Consider the following 14369-nt stretch of genomic DNA (forward strand, 5'->3'; position numbering starts at 1 on the left):
CATGCCGGCGGAGCGCCTTCCAGACGAGGAGGTCCGGGCCCCCGGCGCACCATCGCATCTGCCGGCGGAGCCCCTGACACCGTTGCCTCCCCGACCCGTGTGCCGAGCGTTGTTCCAGCAGCGCTGGCGTGATCTGGTCTTCTTGCACTGGCCCGCGGACCCGGTCGAGGTGGCCCATCTGCTCCCTGCCGGTACCGTGCCCGACCAGCACCGGGGCCGCACCTACGTCGGCCTGGTCTTCTTCCACATGCAGGACCTCGCGTTCGGCCGTACTCCGCCCCTGCCGTATCTGGGATCCTTCAACGAGGTCAACGTCCGTCTCTACTGCCGCGACGCGCTGGGACGACGCGGTGTGGTCTTCCGGTCCCTCGACTGCGACAGGCTGCTGCCGGTACTGACGGCCCGTATCGCTTTCGGATTGCCGTACGGATGGTCCCGGACACATAGCCGTTGGTTCGGCAGCCGGCTGCTGTACACCACCGGGCGGCGCGACGGGGTGGGCACGGGGGCCCGGGTGTGGATCGATGTGGCGGACGCACCGGTGGCGCCGGGCCCACTGGAAGAGTTCCTCACCTGCCGGTGGGGTCTGCACGAGCGGTTCCTCGGCCGCACCTACTACCTGCCCAACGCACACCCCACCTGGTCCTTCCACGCGTGCACCCTGATGGGCTGGAGCGACGACCTGATCGCTCGGGCGGGACTGTCCCCGCCGGTCGGGGATCCCGTGAGCGTGCTGTACTCCCCGGGCCTGCGAGTACGGTTCGGGCCGCCGCTGGCGCTCCCGGGATCCGCCGTGTAAGTCCCCTGATGCGCCCGGTCCGCGCCCGAGTGGCCGGGCGCCGCGTACTCGCCTCCGCGACGAGGACGTCGTACCCGACAATTGGCAGCAACCTCGGCGATCGTCTGGTCGTCCAGGCGGTTTCGTTTGGATCAAGGTGTGGGTGAGCGATGACGGCGTTTCCGGGGTGGCACGCTGGAGCGATGCGACCTGGAACCGACGTGCCCGAGAGCGGCCTGCGGCATCTGCTCAATGAGTGGGACCCGATCGGCGTCGCTGACGAGGTGCAAGACGAGTACGACTGCATGCTCGTCCCTCTCCTTCAGCGTCTCCGGCGTGGCGCCGACCAAGCGGAGATCGGCGAGTTCCTCCGGCATGAGCTGGTAGATCACTTCGGTCTCACCCCTCTTCCGTCAGAGCCGGAAGCGATGGCTGCCAAAGTGACCTCCTGGTGGACGGTTGCCGTCGAGACCGATGGCACCGGCTGCGTGTAGTCGCTCCCTCCGGATCGTCTGCTCGTCGTCCGGGTGTGCCGTTGACTGACGCGCAGTGAGCGCGGATCGAGCCGTTACGGCCGGCCCGGCCATCGAAGGCCCACGGGAGCGGGTGTTCACCGCGCTCGTGGCACAGGCCGACGCCGACGAAGAGCTGAACTGGGTCGTCTCGGTGGACTCCACAATCGTGCGAGCCCACCAGCACCCGGCCGGAACCCGCACATAGGGGCCCCGGCCGGCGAGCCGGACGACCACGCCATCGGGCGGTCCCGCGGCGGACTGACCACCAAGATCCATATCGCAGCCGATGGCAACTGCCGGCCCTGGCCTTCCACCTCGCCGCCGGACAGGCCGGTGACGCGCCCGGCTGCGCTGACGTGATAACCCGACTGCGTGTTCCCCGACTAGAGATCTTTAAGGGTGCGGGTTACGTCGGTTGGATTGACTGAGCGCTTGAGCGAGTGGGTGCGTCAGCCGGCGACGGGAGCGCTACGTCCCGACGGCGCGGGGTCGGCGGTGGGTCTTGGCGTCCGGCGACTCTGGGGGCTGTTATGTCAGTGGGGCCGGTTATGTTGCTGCGCATGACAAGTTGGATTGACTGCGGCGTCATAGCGTGGGTGGAAGAAGAACGGTACCGGGAAGACGAAACCGTCCTGGTCTACTTCAAGGGGACCAGCCTGGCCGCCATGGCTGAGGGCCTGTCCGCGCAGCAGCGGCCGCCGTTCGCCTACGGCAACGACACGGTACCCGGCGACTGGGGCGTGATCGTGCACCACATGTTCAACCGCGACGACTACGACGAGATCGACTACCGCGAGGTGTGCCCCCAGGGCGCTGAGCTGATGGTGTTTGTTCCCAACCCGTGCGTTGCCAAGGCCCACGGGCCCAAGGCGTACCACTACGAGGACGGCCAGATATCGTCCTGCATCGACTACGAGGATCCCGAGTACGTCGGAGAATTCTGGCCCAACAAGATGGCCCCCCTCATCACGGCGGCCGGACTGGACCACCAGAACGAGACCTACGAAGAGCAGCTGACCCAGCTGATCTGTGACCACCTTGGGCTGCCCGCACTGGATCGCGACACCATCACGGTGGACCGCAACCTGGTGGCCTCCTACTTCTAGGAGATCTGTGACGGCCGAAGTTACGGCAGTTGGAGGTCGAGCCCGGTCTTAGCGATGAGGCCCTCGATGAGGCGAGGGCGGTACTGCATCCGTTTCAGCCGCGTCCTCACCAACGCGGTGAGCTGGTCGAGGCTGTGCTTGGTGAGGTTGGCCAGCGACCTCTTCAGGTGCGACCACACGCCCTCGACGGGGTTGAGCTCGGGAGCGTACGGCGGCAGCTGGTAGACGGTCAGCCATAATCGGGCGGCGATCAGCTCGCGCATGGTGCGGCTGACGTGCGTGTTCAAGTTGTCCCATACCAAAACGATGGGACCGCCGAGCTGCTGGTGCGCGGCATCCAGCAGGCGGGCGTAGTCGGTTTCGGTGAAGCCCTTGCGACGGCCCTTGGCGGGACCCCGGTCGAGGTGGATGCGGTAAATCAGCCGCGGCCGGTGGCCGGCCCTGATGCAGATCAGCGCCGCCATGGAGACGCGCTTGGTGCCCTGGGTGGTGACCCGCACGACCGGTGTGTGGCCCCGGCGGCCCCAGGTGCGGCCCTTGGGCGGCCTCAGGCCCTGGCCGGCCTCGTCCTCGAAGCAGACCCAGGCGCCCAAGTCCGCCGCCCTCTTTTTACGACGGGCCACTGCTCGTCCTTCCAAGCGGCGATCTTCGCCTCGTCCCGCTCGGTGGCTCTGCGGGAGGGCACCTGCACGCTCCAGCCGATGCGGTGCAGCAGCAGGTCCAGCCCGGCCAGGGTGTACTCGACACCGAACCGGCGGCGCACGATCTCGACGATCCTCGACAATGTCCAGCACTGGTCGCTCCAGCCCGAAGCGGCCGGGCCAGCATCCAACACGGCTTCGAGGAGTCGGAGTTGTTTCGCATCGAGCTTGCAACGGGCGCCACTGGGGCCCTTGGAGGCCAGAGCCTGCCGACCACCCGAAGCAAGCGCCCGCCGCCACCGGTTCGCCGACATCCGCGTCACCCTGAACCGCCGGGCCACCTCCCGGTCACTGGCCCCGGCCTCGATCAGATCGGCGGCTGCGAACCGGACCTGCTCACGCCGAGACCGTTCCTCGGCCGTCAGTCCACCGCCATCGGGATACCTCACCCTCCCGGCATAGCGCAGACCACAACCGCCGTCACGACCCGACGTAACCCGCACCGTTAAAGATCTCTAGCGTGCTCGAACCCTTTTCCTCTAGGCGTTCGCCGCACTGGCCGACCCGGCCACTCGCACCTATTTCCAAAGGAAAGGATCCGCTAGGGAAAGCAGCGCGCCAAGGCCGTCCTCTGCCCTCCACGGGTGACGGCGAGTCCGTCAAACGTCCCCTACAGCAACCCTGCGCTTGGGACTCCCGGTTTTCCGGGTCAGGTGTCCCACTCCCCGGTCACACGCCCCCTCCCGGTCGGGGTGATTCATGACAGTAGACCCGAACACCGCTCCCCCCGTTCTCGGCGATGAACGCGCACCTTGCGGTAAGCAACTTACGCCGAGGAAAGTATCGAGCCGGGAACGGCGCCTCGGGGGCCGAGCCGAGGACGCCAGTGGAGGGAGTAAACGACGCACCCGCGGGCCACAGCTGGCGGTCAGCCACCGGACGGCAGCCAAGTGATTACTTTCGTTGACGTAAGTCTGCCTGATGCCCTAGCGAGGCCAATGATTCGCTTGAAAGCTAGGCGGTCGCGTCGTAGGATGATCGCGCCTCAGGAAATCACCACCTCGTTGGCGGCGGATCCTGGAGTACCCCTTCACAGGGGTCAAGGGAAAGTAGTAATAGCGTCGGTCTCCTGTCCAGGCGGCCACCGTGACGCGAGGGCACCCACAAATTCCAGGGTTCCCGGCTGCTTTCTTCACGCAAGGATCATCCGGGACTCATCTCCCGGAGGGGCGAATTCATGTACGATCTTGAGCGAAACAAGCAGGTCGTCGTCGACTACTATCAGACGGCATTCCAAGGGGACCCTGAAAAGGCGGTCGCCGACCATTTCGGCCCTGTCTACATCCAGCACAATCCCGACGCCCAAGACGGCTCCGAGGCCTTTATCGGCTTTGTGCGCTGGCTGCGCGGCGAGTACCCGAACCTGCGGCTCAACATCAAGCGGGTCATCGCCGAAGGGGACCAGGTGGTCACTCACGCCCATCTGGATCTGGAGCCCGGCAACCCTGACAACCCCGGTCGCGCCTTGGCGGACTTCTTTCGCTTGGAGAACGGCAAGGTGGTGGAACACTGGGACGTCATCCAGGAAGTCCGCCAGCAGTCCGCGAACAACAACGGCATGTTCTGATGCATCCCGCAGATTGTTCGCAGGTACCTACACGAGCCCCGGCGGAATGATCGAAGGCGTCTTCACTCCTGTGACGCGAGCATGGAACGACCTGATGTGACCTGCCAAGCAGGATCGGTTCCGATCTGGCAGCTCGCAGTGCCGAACGAGGGCTGCACTGCGAGCTCGGGTCAGCTGACCGCCTCCGCTGTCTCCCCCTCAGTGAGGGTCAGGGCGGTGGAGGTGACCCAGTCCACGCGCGGGGGAACCACCGCGTAGGCCTGCCGCTCGACCAGGCCATCGGCCTCCAGCGTGCGCAGAGTGCTGGCCAGCATTTTCTCGGAGACGCCTGTCAACAGCTGACGTACCTCACCCGATCGCATCGTGTCACTGGAAAGGGCGAGGAGGACCAAGACCCCCCAGCGGCTGGTGGCATGGTCGAGGTCCTCTCAGCGCGTTGAGGACGACAGTGGCATTGAGGACGGCTTCGTACCCGGCAGCCTGAGCATCTGCCGGTGTGCGGTGGTCCGTCGTGGGGCCGGGCGGCCCCACGACGCCGGTGACTACGACACGGCCGACAATGCCGTCCACTGCCACGATGGCCATGAGAACACCACTCCGGCACCGCGATGGACGCGTTCGTCCGAACAACGTCGATTGCCTTCGTGAGTCGGGCTTCGATGTGTGGGGCCGGTCCGGACGGGCTTACTGCCTCCATTTTTGGTTGGCGCCGCCGTTGCAGTCCCACAAAACGAGTTGGGTGCCGTCGGTGGTGGAGCCAGCCGGGTCGTCGAGGCAGCGGCCGGAGACCGGATTGCGGTATCCCCCGTTGTAGGGCTGCCATTGTTGATTGGCGCCGCCATTGCAGCCCCACAGCTCGATGCGGGTGCCGTTGGCGGTGCCCCCGCCGGTGGCGTCTAGGCATTTACCGAGGGCGGCCAGGGTGCCATCCGGAACAGCCGTCCAGTTCTGGGCGACGGTGTTGTTGCAGGACCAGAGCTGCACAGCGGTACCGTCAACGCTGGAGCCGGCGTTGACGTCCAGGCACTTGCCGGGAACGCCGGACCGCACGGGGGCACCCACCGTCACCGGACTGCCGATCCAGCCGGCGGCGTCGGCGGCCTGGACACCGCCATTGAAGGCAGCTGCCATCTTGCTGTAGCCGCTGTCATTGGGATGCAGGGCATCCGCGAGATCGGAGCTGGTCAGCGCGCTCATGTCGACCAGGCGCACATGTTTGCCCGCCGCCTGTCTGGCCTGCACGATGCCCGGGAGTTTGGCGTTGAACGCCGGCCGGTTGGGCTCTTCGGCCGCGTTCGTCGAGATGATGAGCGTACCGACCAGCACCGTCGCGTCGGGGGCGTCCCGGTTGATCTGATCGATGAGCGCCGCGAGACGCTCGGTGGCCGTGGCGACCTGGTAGTTCTGGTTGAGGTCGTTGGTGCCGATCTCCAGCGTAATCACGTTGGGCCGATAGCGGGCCAGCACAGAGTCGGTGATGCTGGCGACCTGGTCGATGCGCCAGCCGGAGTGGCCCTCATTGTCCGGATCGGACATCGTGCCGTTGCGGCCCGACCCGACGAAGTCCTCCGGGTGGCCTTCGGCGGCCAGTTGGTTCCACAGCGCCGAACGGTAGCTGTCACCCGTGCTGCTGCCTATGCCCCAGGTGATCGAGTCGCCCAGCGGGAGCACCCGCAGGGTGGACGGTGCGGCGGCAGTCTTCGCGGAGGAAGTGCCCGTGGCCGAGGGCGCGGTACTCGCCGTGGCCGGCAGGGCACCGCCCAGGCTCAACGTCGCGGACAGAACGGCGACCGCGGTGGCGAGTCCTGTCGTGTACGTCTTCATGATCGGACCTCACAGGTGGGGGACGAGGTTGGCTGTGGGGGTGCGCGACGGGCCAGCCGGATCGGGAACTCTGTCAGCGCGCGATCCGGTACGGCGCCACGAAGGTCGGCGGATGCCGGCCGGCCCGGAACCGATGTTCCGGCGGATGCCCGAGAGCCCGGGCAGGAGCGACGAGGGGCGTCCGCCCGGGCTCGTTCAGGGCTGGGTCTGGGAGACGGCGGCGGTCAGGAACTCGCGGGCAAGTTCCATCGCTGGTTGCTTCCGCCGTTGCAGTCCCAGATGTCTAGCTGGGTGCCGTTCGCGGTGTTGAAACCGGGGATGTCCAGGCACCGCCCCGACGCGGGGTTGACCAGCGTGCCGTTGTCCAGGGTCCACTGCTGGTTCCCTTGGCCGTTGCAGGTCCACAGGTCCACCAGCGACCCGTTGACGGTGCCCGCACCGACGACGTCCAGGCACAGACCACCGGTCTGGAGCGTGCCGTTGTTCAGCGTCCACTTCTGCGCCGAGCTGCCGTTGCAGTCCCACAGATCAGCGATCGCCCCGGCGTTGGTGGATGCCTGATAGTCGTCGAGGCACTTGGCGGTGTTCAGCCCGGAGGTGACAGGACCGGTGACGCTGCCGCCGCCTCCACCCCCCGTGCCCGGGGTGATGGACAGATTGTCGAACTGGTCGGTGCGATATCCCTGGATACCCAGGCCGGCCTGTCCGGTCTGGAAGGAGGTGTCGCTCACCGACCCGAGCTGGCCGCCGTCGAGCTTGGCGCTGATCATCGAGCCCTGGAAGGTCAAGGACAGGTTGTGCCACTTGCCGGTGCCCAGCGCGGTGGTGGTGCCGGTGGCCAGGGTGTGGTTCGAGCCGTCGGTGTACATCTTCTCGATCCACCACTGCCCGGTGTCACGGATCCGCAGGTAGTAGGCGTTCATGTGCGACTGCGGGCGTTGCTGGGTGTTGGCCCGGCCGAGCAGCTCCGTGGTGCCGGCACCACGCAGGTAGACGTCGGAGCTGACGGTGTAGTTGGCCCAGGTGGAATCGCCGATCAGCGCGTAGGAGTCGGAGTCGTCCTGCCACTCGATGGGTTTGACCGGCGCCATCTGCTGCACGCACTGCCCAGTCCGTCCGGTGCAGGGCTGGGCTTCGAAGGAGCCCTGCATGTCGGACAGGTACTTCGCCTCGGTGCCGTTGCCGTAGCCGTCGAAGTTGTCGGAGTACGGCAGTGCCAGCGCGTGCGCGGCCGGCGCGGCCGCGGTGCCCTTGCCGCCGCCGGCCACCGTGGTGACGGTGTAAACGTAGCCGGGCTGCATGGTCAGCGAGAACGAGCCGTTGGTCGGCGTGATGTCCTGGGTGTGGATGAACGACGTCGCGTTGCTCGGGCTGTTGACGTTGGTCGCCCACACGTGGACGGTTCCGGTGGCCAGCCCACCCTGGACGCGGAAGTTGGCCGTCTGTGACGAGGTGGAGGTCGTGGTCTCCAGGATCGTGGAGTAGTCGGAGCCGGTGTTCGACCTGACGGTGACGTAGGTGCCGTTGTTCTCGCTGCCGCCGAGATAGCCCGAGGCGGAGTCGATGAACTTCCAGCCCGGCTGGGTGAACTGGGTGACCTGCGCGGTCGCCCAGGTGCTCGCGCCGATCTGGTAGTTGCCCGACCACGGCGATCCGGCAGTGGCCAGACCGACGGTGTTATACGGAAGGTTCGGGTAGATTGCCGCAATCAGGGGCCAGTTGAAGTAGCTCACCATCTTCGCGTCGATATAGCCGCGGGTGATGGACCTGATCAGCGCCGGCGCACCGGTGTTCATGTCCTGCGAGCCGTTCTCGCTGTCCCACAGCGGCTTGCCGTTGTTCTTCGCCGCCGTGGTGCTGGAGCAGCTCTTGGCGTCGCCGCCGTCACCGCCGTTGCAGGAATAGTGCGTACCAATGATCGATACGGCGTTGTTGAAGGCGGAGTTGCCGGCCATGTCGTCGGCCACTCCCCACCCGGAGTCGTCGGCGACCAGCTGCACGCTGTTGTAGCCGTGCGAGTCGAGCGCGGAGCGCAGCTGGACGAACCAGTTCGCGTCGTGGCCACGCTCGTTCCAGCCGCCGAGGTACTTGATCTTGAGGTTGTGCTGCTTGGCGCAGTCGAGCCACGAGATCAGGTAGTTGATGGTGTCGGTCGACCAGAATCCGCCGTTGATCCACCCCGGTGCGGCCCACGCCAACCCGTACAGCCCGATGTTGGGGTTTCGGGCCACGGCCTGCTCACCGAGCCAGAACTCGTAGCCCGCGTTGCAGTTGACGGTGCCCCGAGAATGCTCGATCGACGGCTCGGAGCCATCCGTGGAGTTGGCGTCGCCGCCGATCTCCAGCTTCAGCAGTTGCAGGTTCGCGCCGTATCCCGGCCTGAACATGTAGTCCAGGATCTGCGACTGCTGCGCGGCCGGATAGTCCGTCAGCAGACGAGAGTTACCTCCACCGCCGCTGATCGCGCCGATCCCGTCGAACTGCCGGCCCCCCTGAGAGCCGTCCACGGTGATGGACGTGGTCGCGGCCTGCGCGGGAACGCTGCTGACCGCGAGCACAGCCGCGAGTAACGCCAACACCCACAAGGGGGCTAATCTCCACAGTCGAGACATGAGAGACATCCTTTATCGGAGGGAATGCCACACGGCGTACTGTCGTGCTCATTTGACGGTCAAGACTCCTAACAAGAGAACAAAAATAAACAGTCGGCTCGCGACTCGACTGCCCACAGGGACAGTAGGGCGGCTTCCGAACCACCAACGGAATGCGGCGTACCGGTGTGAACTGACAACGTTGTCGCCGAAATCCGAGAGCGCGTGCGTCAATCGGTCGAACCCCATCGCTGCCGACTCCGACCTGCCAGCGCACGCCGACACCGGGGAGAGAGCGCTCTCGAAGCTAATCAGAGATCATGTCCGCGTCAATGGTCTGGACTTATGGTCGGATGCCTCCTCCGCGCCCGCCGGCCGCGAGCCCCCCCCCCCCCCCCCCCCCCGTCCTCGCACTCCCGCCATCCCGGAAGCGCCGACACGCATCGCGGCGCAGCATCCTCCCTCCGACCATCGAAGGAAACCGGTTCGCACGCGCCCTGGCTGCGAACTAGGGCGTGTTGCGAAAGTCCCGTCGTTCGCCCGGAGGGCGGGCCGCGCGGCGTCAGGTGCGTGCTCTGGGGGTCCCCCCGGCCGGAGGCTGGGGGAGTGCCGGGCGGAAGTCCTCGTACTGGATGTACTTGGGCTTTCGCCCGGTGCGGCGAGAGTGCGTGCATGGCGTCGCGCGGCAGACGGGACTTTCGCAACACGCCCTAGACCCTCGCGATCAGCGCGGCACACACCGCGAGGGCTGCGCGAACGGGGCGCTCGGCGCCCCGGGTTCATACGCTCAATTTCCAACGACTTTCATCCGATGTCTGTTGAGTCGTGTGCGCTCTTTCGGTCGATTGCGTTGACAGCCGTTGAGGAACTGCCCTTTGCTGTGCGGGTCTCACCCCCACCGGTGCAGCAAGAGCCGTGCCGTTCCGCACCTGGAGCCGCTCATGAACCGATGGCGTATCCCACTGGCGAGTTGCCTTCTTCTCTTGGGTCTCTCCGCCCCCACCATTGCCGCGCACGCCGCCGCGCCGACGGCGGTGGCCGATCCCGCCTCCCTGGCCAACCCCCTGCTGGGGACGTCCAACGGTGGCAACACCTTCCCCGGCGCCGATACCCCGTTCGGGATGGTGTCGTGGAGCCCCGACACGACTTCCAGGCCGCCCGGCGGTGACTACACGTATTCTGACAACGTTGTCACCGGCTTCAGTCTGAACCACATCTCCGGTCCCGGTTGCGGCGCGATGGGCGACATCCCCGTCCTGCCGACGGTCGGAAACGTCGACGGCGGGGCGACCCAGACGTTCAGCCACGCCAATGAATCGGCGAGCGCGGGTTCTTACGCGGTGACCCTTGGCAACGGCGTGAAGACCGAGCTGACCACTACGGCCCGCTCCGGCATGGCCCGGTTCACCTTTCCGGCGAGCACCCAGGCGAACCTGCTGTTCAAGCTGAACGCGGACAAGGCCACCAACCTGCACTTCACCAAGGTCAGCAGCACCGAGGTCAGCGGGTCGGTGGACGCCGGCCTCTTCTGCGCCTCGGCGCCTTCGTACACGGCGTACTTCGACATGGTCTTCGACCAGCCGATGACCGCCACGGGCAGCTTCAACGGCGGTGACTCCGTCACCTTCAACACGACCGGCAACCGGATCGTCCAGGCCAAGGTCGGACTGTCCTACGTCTCGATCGCCGGGGCGACGGCCAACCGGCAGTCGGAGAACCCGAACTGGGACTTCACCGGCACCCGCACGGCCGCGCACAACGCATGGAACAGTGTGCTGGGCAGAATCGCGATCAGCGGCGGCACCTCCGACCAGCAGAAGGTGTTCTACACCTCGCTGTACCACGCGCTGCTGCACCCGAACCTGCTCAGCGACGCCGACGGCCGCTACGTCGGCTTCGACCACCAGGTGCACACCGTCTCAGGAGCGCAGAAGGCGCAGTACGGCACCTACTCCGGATGGGACATCTACCGCACCCAGGCGCAGCTGGAGGCGCTGGTCGCCCCGCAGCAGGCGTCCGACAGCGCGCAGTCGCTGGTCAACGACTACGCACAGGCCGGGTTCTTCCCGAAGTGGTCGCTGAACTCCGCAGAGACCCAGGTCATGAACGGCGACCCGGGTCCTGCGATCGTCGCGGACTACTACGCCTTCGGCGCGAGGGACTTCGACACCGCTACCGCCAAGGCCGACATGGTCAAGGAGGGCACGACCGCCAATCCGATCCGGATGGGCCTGGACCTGCAGACCAAGTACGGCTACCTACCCTCGGACGGGTCCTACCCCAAGGACTTCTACGGCTCGGTGGCCACGCTGCTCGAATACAGCGCGCAGGACTTGGCGACCTCCGCGTTCGCCGGCGCCCTGGGTGACACCACCACCGCCTCGCAGTTCGCCAACCGCGCTCAGGACTGGCGCAACGTGTTCAACGCCGGCTCGGGCCTCATGCAGCCCAAGCTGCTGAACGGCTCCTGGAAGTCCGGGTTCAACCCGACCAGCAGCGACCAATTCGTGGAGGGCACGTCCTGGCAGTACACCGGCGCCGTGCCGCACAACATCCGGGGACTTGCCGACGCGATGGGAGGCAACAACAAGTTCGCCGCCTACCTCGACAGCGTCCTCTCGGACTTCCACGGCTCCGGCGGCTCGCACGCCGACCTCGGCAACGAGCCCTCCATTGAACTGCCCTGGGAGTACGACTACGTCGGCCGGCCATGGAAGACCCAGAAGATCGTCCGCCAGGTCCAGGACCAGCTCTGGCCGAACGATCCCGCCAACTGGGGCGTCGGCAACGACGACCTGGGCACCATGAGCGCCTGGTACGTCTGGTCCGCCCTCGGCTTCTACCCCGAAACCCCCGGCACCGCCGACCTCGCCCTCGGCAGCCCCCTGTTCACCAACGTCGACGTCACCCTCGGCAACGGCAACCACATCGTCGTCAACGCCCCTGCCGCAGCCGACAACGCCCCTTACATCCAGTCCGCCACGCTGAACGGCGCCTTCTGGAACAACGCCTACCTCCCCCGCTCCTTCGCCACTGGCGGCGGCACCCTCGACCTCACCCTCGGCACCACCGCCAACACCACCTGGGCCACCAGCGCTTCCTCCGCCCCGCCCTCCTATAACGGCGACGGCGGCAGCAGGCCTCCCGGCCCGCCGGTCGGCTCCACCGGCCTGGTGACCACCGACAACGGTGGCAAGTGCCTGGACGACAATGCCGGTTCGAACACCAACGGCAACAAGATCCAGATCTGGACGTGCAACAACTCCACCGCCCAGCAGGTCACCAAAGGCGCGGACGGCACGCTGCAGATGCTGGGCAAGTGCGTGGAGGTCACCGGCAACGGCGGCACCGCCAACGGCACCCTGATCGAGCTGTGGGACTGCAACGGCGGCAACAACCAGAAATGGACCTACAACCCGAGCAGCAAGGTGCTGGTGAACCCTCAGTCCGGCCGCTGCCTCGACGTCCCCAACGCCAGCACCACCGACGGCACCCAACTGGAGATCTGGGACTGCAACGGCGGCAACAACCAGAGGTGGAACCTGCCCTCCTGACCGCCGGGCGATGCCTGCCGACCGTTCAGCTGCCCGTTCCGGAACGACAGGCCGCTGCACGGCCCCGGCACCCCCGCGTCTTGGCCGGGACCACACCTGCTACCCCCACCAGGAGTGCAACGACGATGAACACACACACGCACGGAAGATGGGCCGCTCGGGCGATCGTCGCCCTGCTCGGACTGCTGCTGGTGATCCCCGGCACGGTCAGCGCACAGGCCGCGCCGACCCCCGCGGCAAACAGCATCGCGGTACTGATGAAGTCGTACGACGCGAACAGCGGCCGCATCGACGCCAACGGCTGGTGGACCGCCGCGGTGTCCCTGAGCACCGTGATGACCTACGAACAGGGCAGTGGCGACCGGGAGTACGACTACGCGATCTCCGGCGCCTTCGCCAAGAACAGCAATTTCACCAACGACTACATCGACGACACCGGCTGGTGGGCCCTGGTCTGGCTCCAGGCCTACGACATCACCGGCAACACGAACTACCTGAACATGGCCAGGACCACTACCAACTACATGCACAACTACTGGGACTCCCAGTGCGGTGGCGGCGTCTACTGGAGCACCGCCAAGCAGTACAAGGCCGCCATCGCCAACGAGCTCTTCCTCGCGGCGACGGCCGGCCTGCACAACCGCATCGCGGGTGACACCACCTACGGCGGCTGGGCGAGCGACGAGTGGAACTGGTTCAAGAACTCCGGCCTGATCAAGGGCGACCTCGTGCAGGACGGGCTCAACGTCCCCAACTGCACATTCAGCACGGCGAACTACTCGTACAACCAGGGGGTCGTCCTCCAGGGGCTCATCGAGCAGTCCCGCGCCACCGGCGACACCTCGCTCCTGAACTCGGCCACGACGATCGCCAATGCCGCGGTCGCCCGCTTCAACCACAACGGCGTGCTCTACGACGGGTGCGAACCCGACTGCACCGGCGACGGTTCGGCCTTCAAGGGCATCTTCGCCCGCTACCTACGGTCCCTGGCCACCGCCACCAAGAGCACGGCCTACGACACCTTCCTCGCCACCACGGCGAACTCCATCCTCGCCAACGACACCAACAGCGCCGGCCAGCAGGGCAACTCCTTCGTGGGGCCGTTCGCCCTGTGGACCCCCAGCACCCAGACCGCCGCGGCCGAGGTCCTGGTCGCCGCCCTCGGACTGACCACCACACCGCCGCCCACCAACTCCAGCGGGGTACTGCGCGGGCAGGAGTCCTCGCGGTGCGCGGACGTGCCCGACGCCGGCCAGACCAACGGCACGCGGCTCGCCCTGTGGGACTGCAACGGCGGCGGCAACCAGACCTGGACGACGGACAGCTCCGGCCGGCTGACCGTCTACGGCAGCAAATGCCTGGACGTCAACGGAGCCGGCACCGCCGACGGCACGGCGGTCCAGATCTGGGACTGCAACAACACCGGGGCCCAGACCTGGAGCATCCGCTCCGACGGCACCGTCGTGAACACCGGGTCCGGAAAGTGCCTGGACGCCACCGGCCACGGCACCGCCAACGGCACGCTACTGGAGATCTGGACGTGCAACGGCGGCAATAACCAGAAGTGGAACAGGACGTGAGGCAGCACTGAGCCCGGGGCGCCCCCAAGGACGCCCCGGAGCTGTCCCGGTTGTTCTTCGACGAGCTCGCGCCCCGCGCTTCGCGGCCGGCCGCTTCCGCGGCCGCGGCGCAGACGAGATGGAGGACATCGTCCAGGTCGGCATGATCGGTCT

Annotated in this window: 10 protein-coding genes and 3 pseudogenes; 7 read left to right on the plus strand and 6 right to left on the minus strand. The window is 66.6% G+C overall.

Going from position 1 to position 14369, the window contains the following annotated elements:
* Position 1 precedes the first annotated feature (1 nt).
* The 4 genes and pseudogenes from ACIQOE_RS07910 to ACIQOE_RS07925 all read left to right on the plus strand — a co-directional run bounded on the left by ACIQOE_RS07910 (position 2) and on the right by ACIQOE_RS07925 (position 2399).
* Positions 2–799: a YqjF family protein gene (locus ACIQOE_RS07910; protein ID WP_401410397.1), complete on the plus strand. Its 798-nt coding sequence runs from the start codon at positions 2–4 to the stop codon at positions 797–799.
* A 182-nt stretch (positions 800–981) separates the two neighbouring features.
* Complete coding sequence (locus tag ACIQOE_RS07915; protein WP_401410399.1) at positions 982–1272, plus strand: hypothetical protein; 291 nt, start codon at positions 982–984, stop codon at positions 1270–1272.
* An 88-nt stretch (positions 1273–1360) separates the two neighbouring features.
* A pseudogene (locus ACIQOE_RS07920) lies at positions 1361–1596 on the plus strand (IS5/IS1182 family transposase); the annotation flags it as partial.
* 257 nt (positions 1597–1853) lie between these two features.
* A complete protein-coding gene (locus ACIQOE_RS07925; protein ID WP_365555823.1) occupies positions 1854–2399 on the plus strand; it encodes a hypothetical protein in 546 nt (181 codons plus the stop codon).
* 20 nt (positions 2400–2419) lie between these two features.
* On the opposite strand, the gene ACIQOE_RS07930 is transcribed toward ACIQOE_RS07925, so the two are convergent.
* The 3 genes and pseudogenes from ACIQOE_RS07930 to ACIQOE_RS07940 form a co-directional block, all read right to left on the minus strand.
* On the minus strand, positions 2420–2950 hold the full coding sequence (locus ACIQOE_RS07930; protein ID WP_365556279.1) for a transposase: 531 nt from the start codon (positions 2948–2950) through the stop codon (positions 2420–2422).
* Positions 2947–3234 (minus strand): winged helix-turn-helix domain-containing protein, encoded by a 288-nt coding sequence (locus ACIQOE_RS07935; protein WP_401411537.1) that lies wholly within the window; start codon positions 3232–3234, stop codon positions 2947–2949. Before ACIQOE_RS07935 ends, ACIQOE_RS07930 begins: the two co-directional genes overlap by 4 nt.
* Positions 3235–3312: 78 nt before the next feature.
* Positions 3313–3543 (minus strand): annotated as a pseudogene (locus tag ACIQOE_RS07940) (helix-turn-helix domain-containing protein); the annotation flags it as partial.
* Between the two features lie 734 nt (positions 3544–4277).
* On the opposite strand from ACIQOE_RS07940, the gene ACIQOE_RS07945 reads away from it, so the two are divergent.
* A complete protein-coding gene (locus ACIQOE_RS07945) occupies positions 4278–4667 on the plus strand; it encodes an ester cyclase (protein ID WP_401410401.1) in 390 nt (129 codons plus the stop codon).
* 170 nt (positions 4668–4837) lie between these two features.
* Here ACIQOE_RS07945 and ACIQOE_RS07950 read toward each other — a convergent pair.
* The 3 genes and pseudogenes from ACIQOE_RS07950 to ACIQOE_RS07960 all read right to left on the minus strand — a co-directional run.
* Positions 4838–5065 (minus strand): annotated as a pseudogene (locus ACIQOE_RS07950) (winged helix-turn-helix transcriptional regulator); the annotation flags it as partial.
* Between the two features lie 286 nt (positions 5066–5351).
* Positions 5352–6491: a ricin-type beta-trefoil lectin domain protein gene (locus tag ACIQOE_RS07955; RefSeq protein WP_401410403.1), complete on the minus strand. Its 1140-nt coding sequence runs from the start codon at positions 6489–6491 to the stop codon at positions 5352–5354.
* Positions 6492–6715: 224 nt separating this feature from the next.
* Positions 6716–9049, minus strand: a complete 2334-nt coding sequence (locus ACIQOE_RS07960; RefSeq protein ID WP_401410405.1) for a ricin-type beta-trefoil lectin domain protein — start codon at positions 9047–9049, stop codon at positions 6716–6718.
* A gap of 974 nt (positions 9050–10023) precedes the next feature.
* Between ACIQOE_RS07960 and ACIQOE_RS07965 the strand changes: the two genes are divergently transcribed.
* On the plus strand, positions 10024–12636 hold the full coding sequence (locus ACIQOE_RS07965; RefSeq protein WP_401410407.1) for a lectin: 2613 nt from the start codon (positions 10024–10026) through the stop codon (positions 12634–12636).
* 125 nt (positions 12637–12761) lie between these two features.
* Entirely contained in the window at positions 12762–14216 is a 1455-nt protein-coding gene (locus tag ACIQOE_RS07970; RefSeq protein ID WP_401410409.1) for a glycoside hydrolase family 76 protein, read from the plus strand.
* The last annotated feature ends 153 nt before the right edge of the window (positions 14217–14369 follow it).

This window comes from Streptomyces sp. NPDC091282 (genome assembly GCF_044757385.1).
Classification (GTDB): domain Bacteria; phylum Actinomycetota; class Actinomycetes; order Streptomycetales; family Streptomycetaceae; genus Streptomyces; species Streptomyces gramineus.

Excerpts from the sequence above, each read along its gene's own strand:
- ACIQOE_RS07910 (WP_401410397.1), top strand. The coding sequence starts at position 2 with ATGCCGGCGGAGCGCCTTCCAGACGAGGAGGTCCGGGCCCCCGGCGCA.
- ACIQOE_RS07915 (WP_401410399.1), top strand. The coding sequence starts at position 982 with ATGCGACCTGGAACCGACGTGCCCGAGAGCGGCCTGCGGCATCTGCTC.
- ACIQOE_RS07925 (WP_365555823.1), top strand. The coding sequence starts at position 1,854 with ATGACAAGTTGGATTGACTGCGGCGTCATAGCGTGGGTGGAAGAAGAA.
- ACIQOE_RS07945 (WP_401410401.1), top strand. The coding sequence starts at position 4,278 with ATGTACGATCTTGAGCGAAACAAGCAGGTCGTCGTCGACTACTATCAG.
- ACIQOE_RS07955 (WP_401410403.1), bottom strand. The coding sequence starts at position 6,491 with ATGAAGACGTACACGACAGGACTCGCCACCGCGGTCGCCGTTCTGTCC.
- ACIQOE_RS07965 (WP_401410407.1), top strand. The coding sequence starts at position 10,024 with ATGAACCGATGGCGTATCCCACTGGCGAGTTGCCTTCTTCTCTTGGGT.
- ACIQOE_RS07970 (WP_401410409.1), top strand. The coding sequence starts at position 12,762 with ATGAACACACACACGCACGGAAGATGGGCCGCTCGGGCGATCGTCGCC.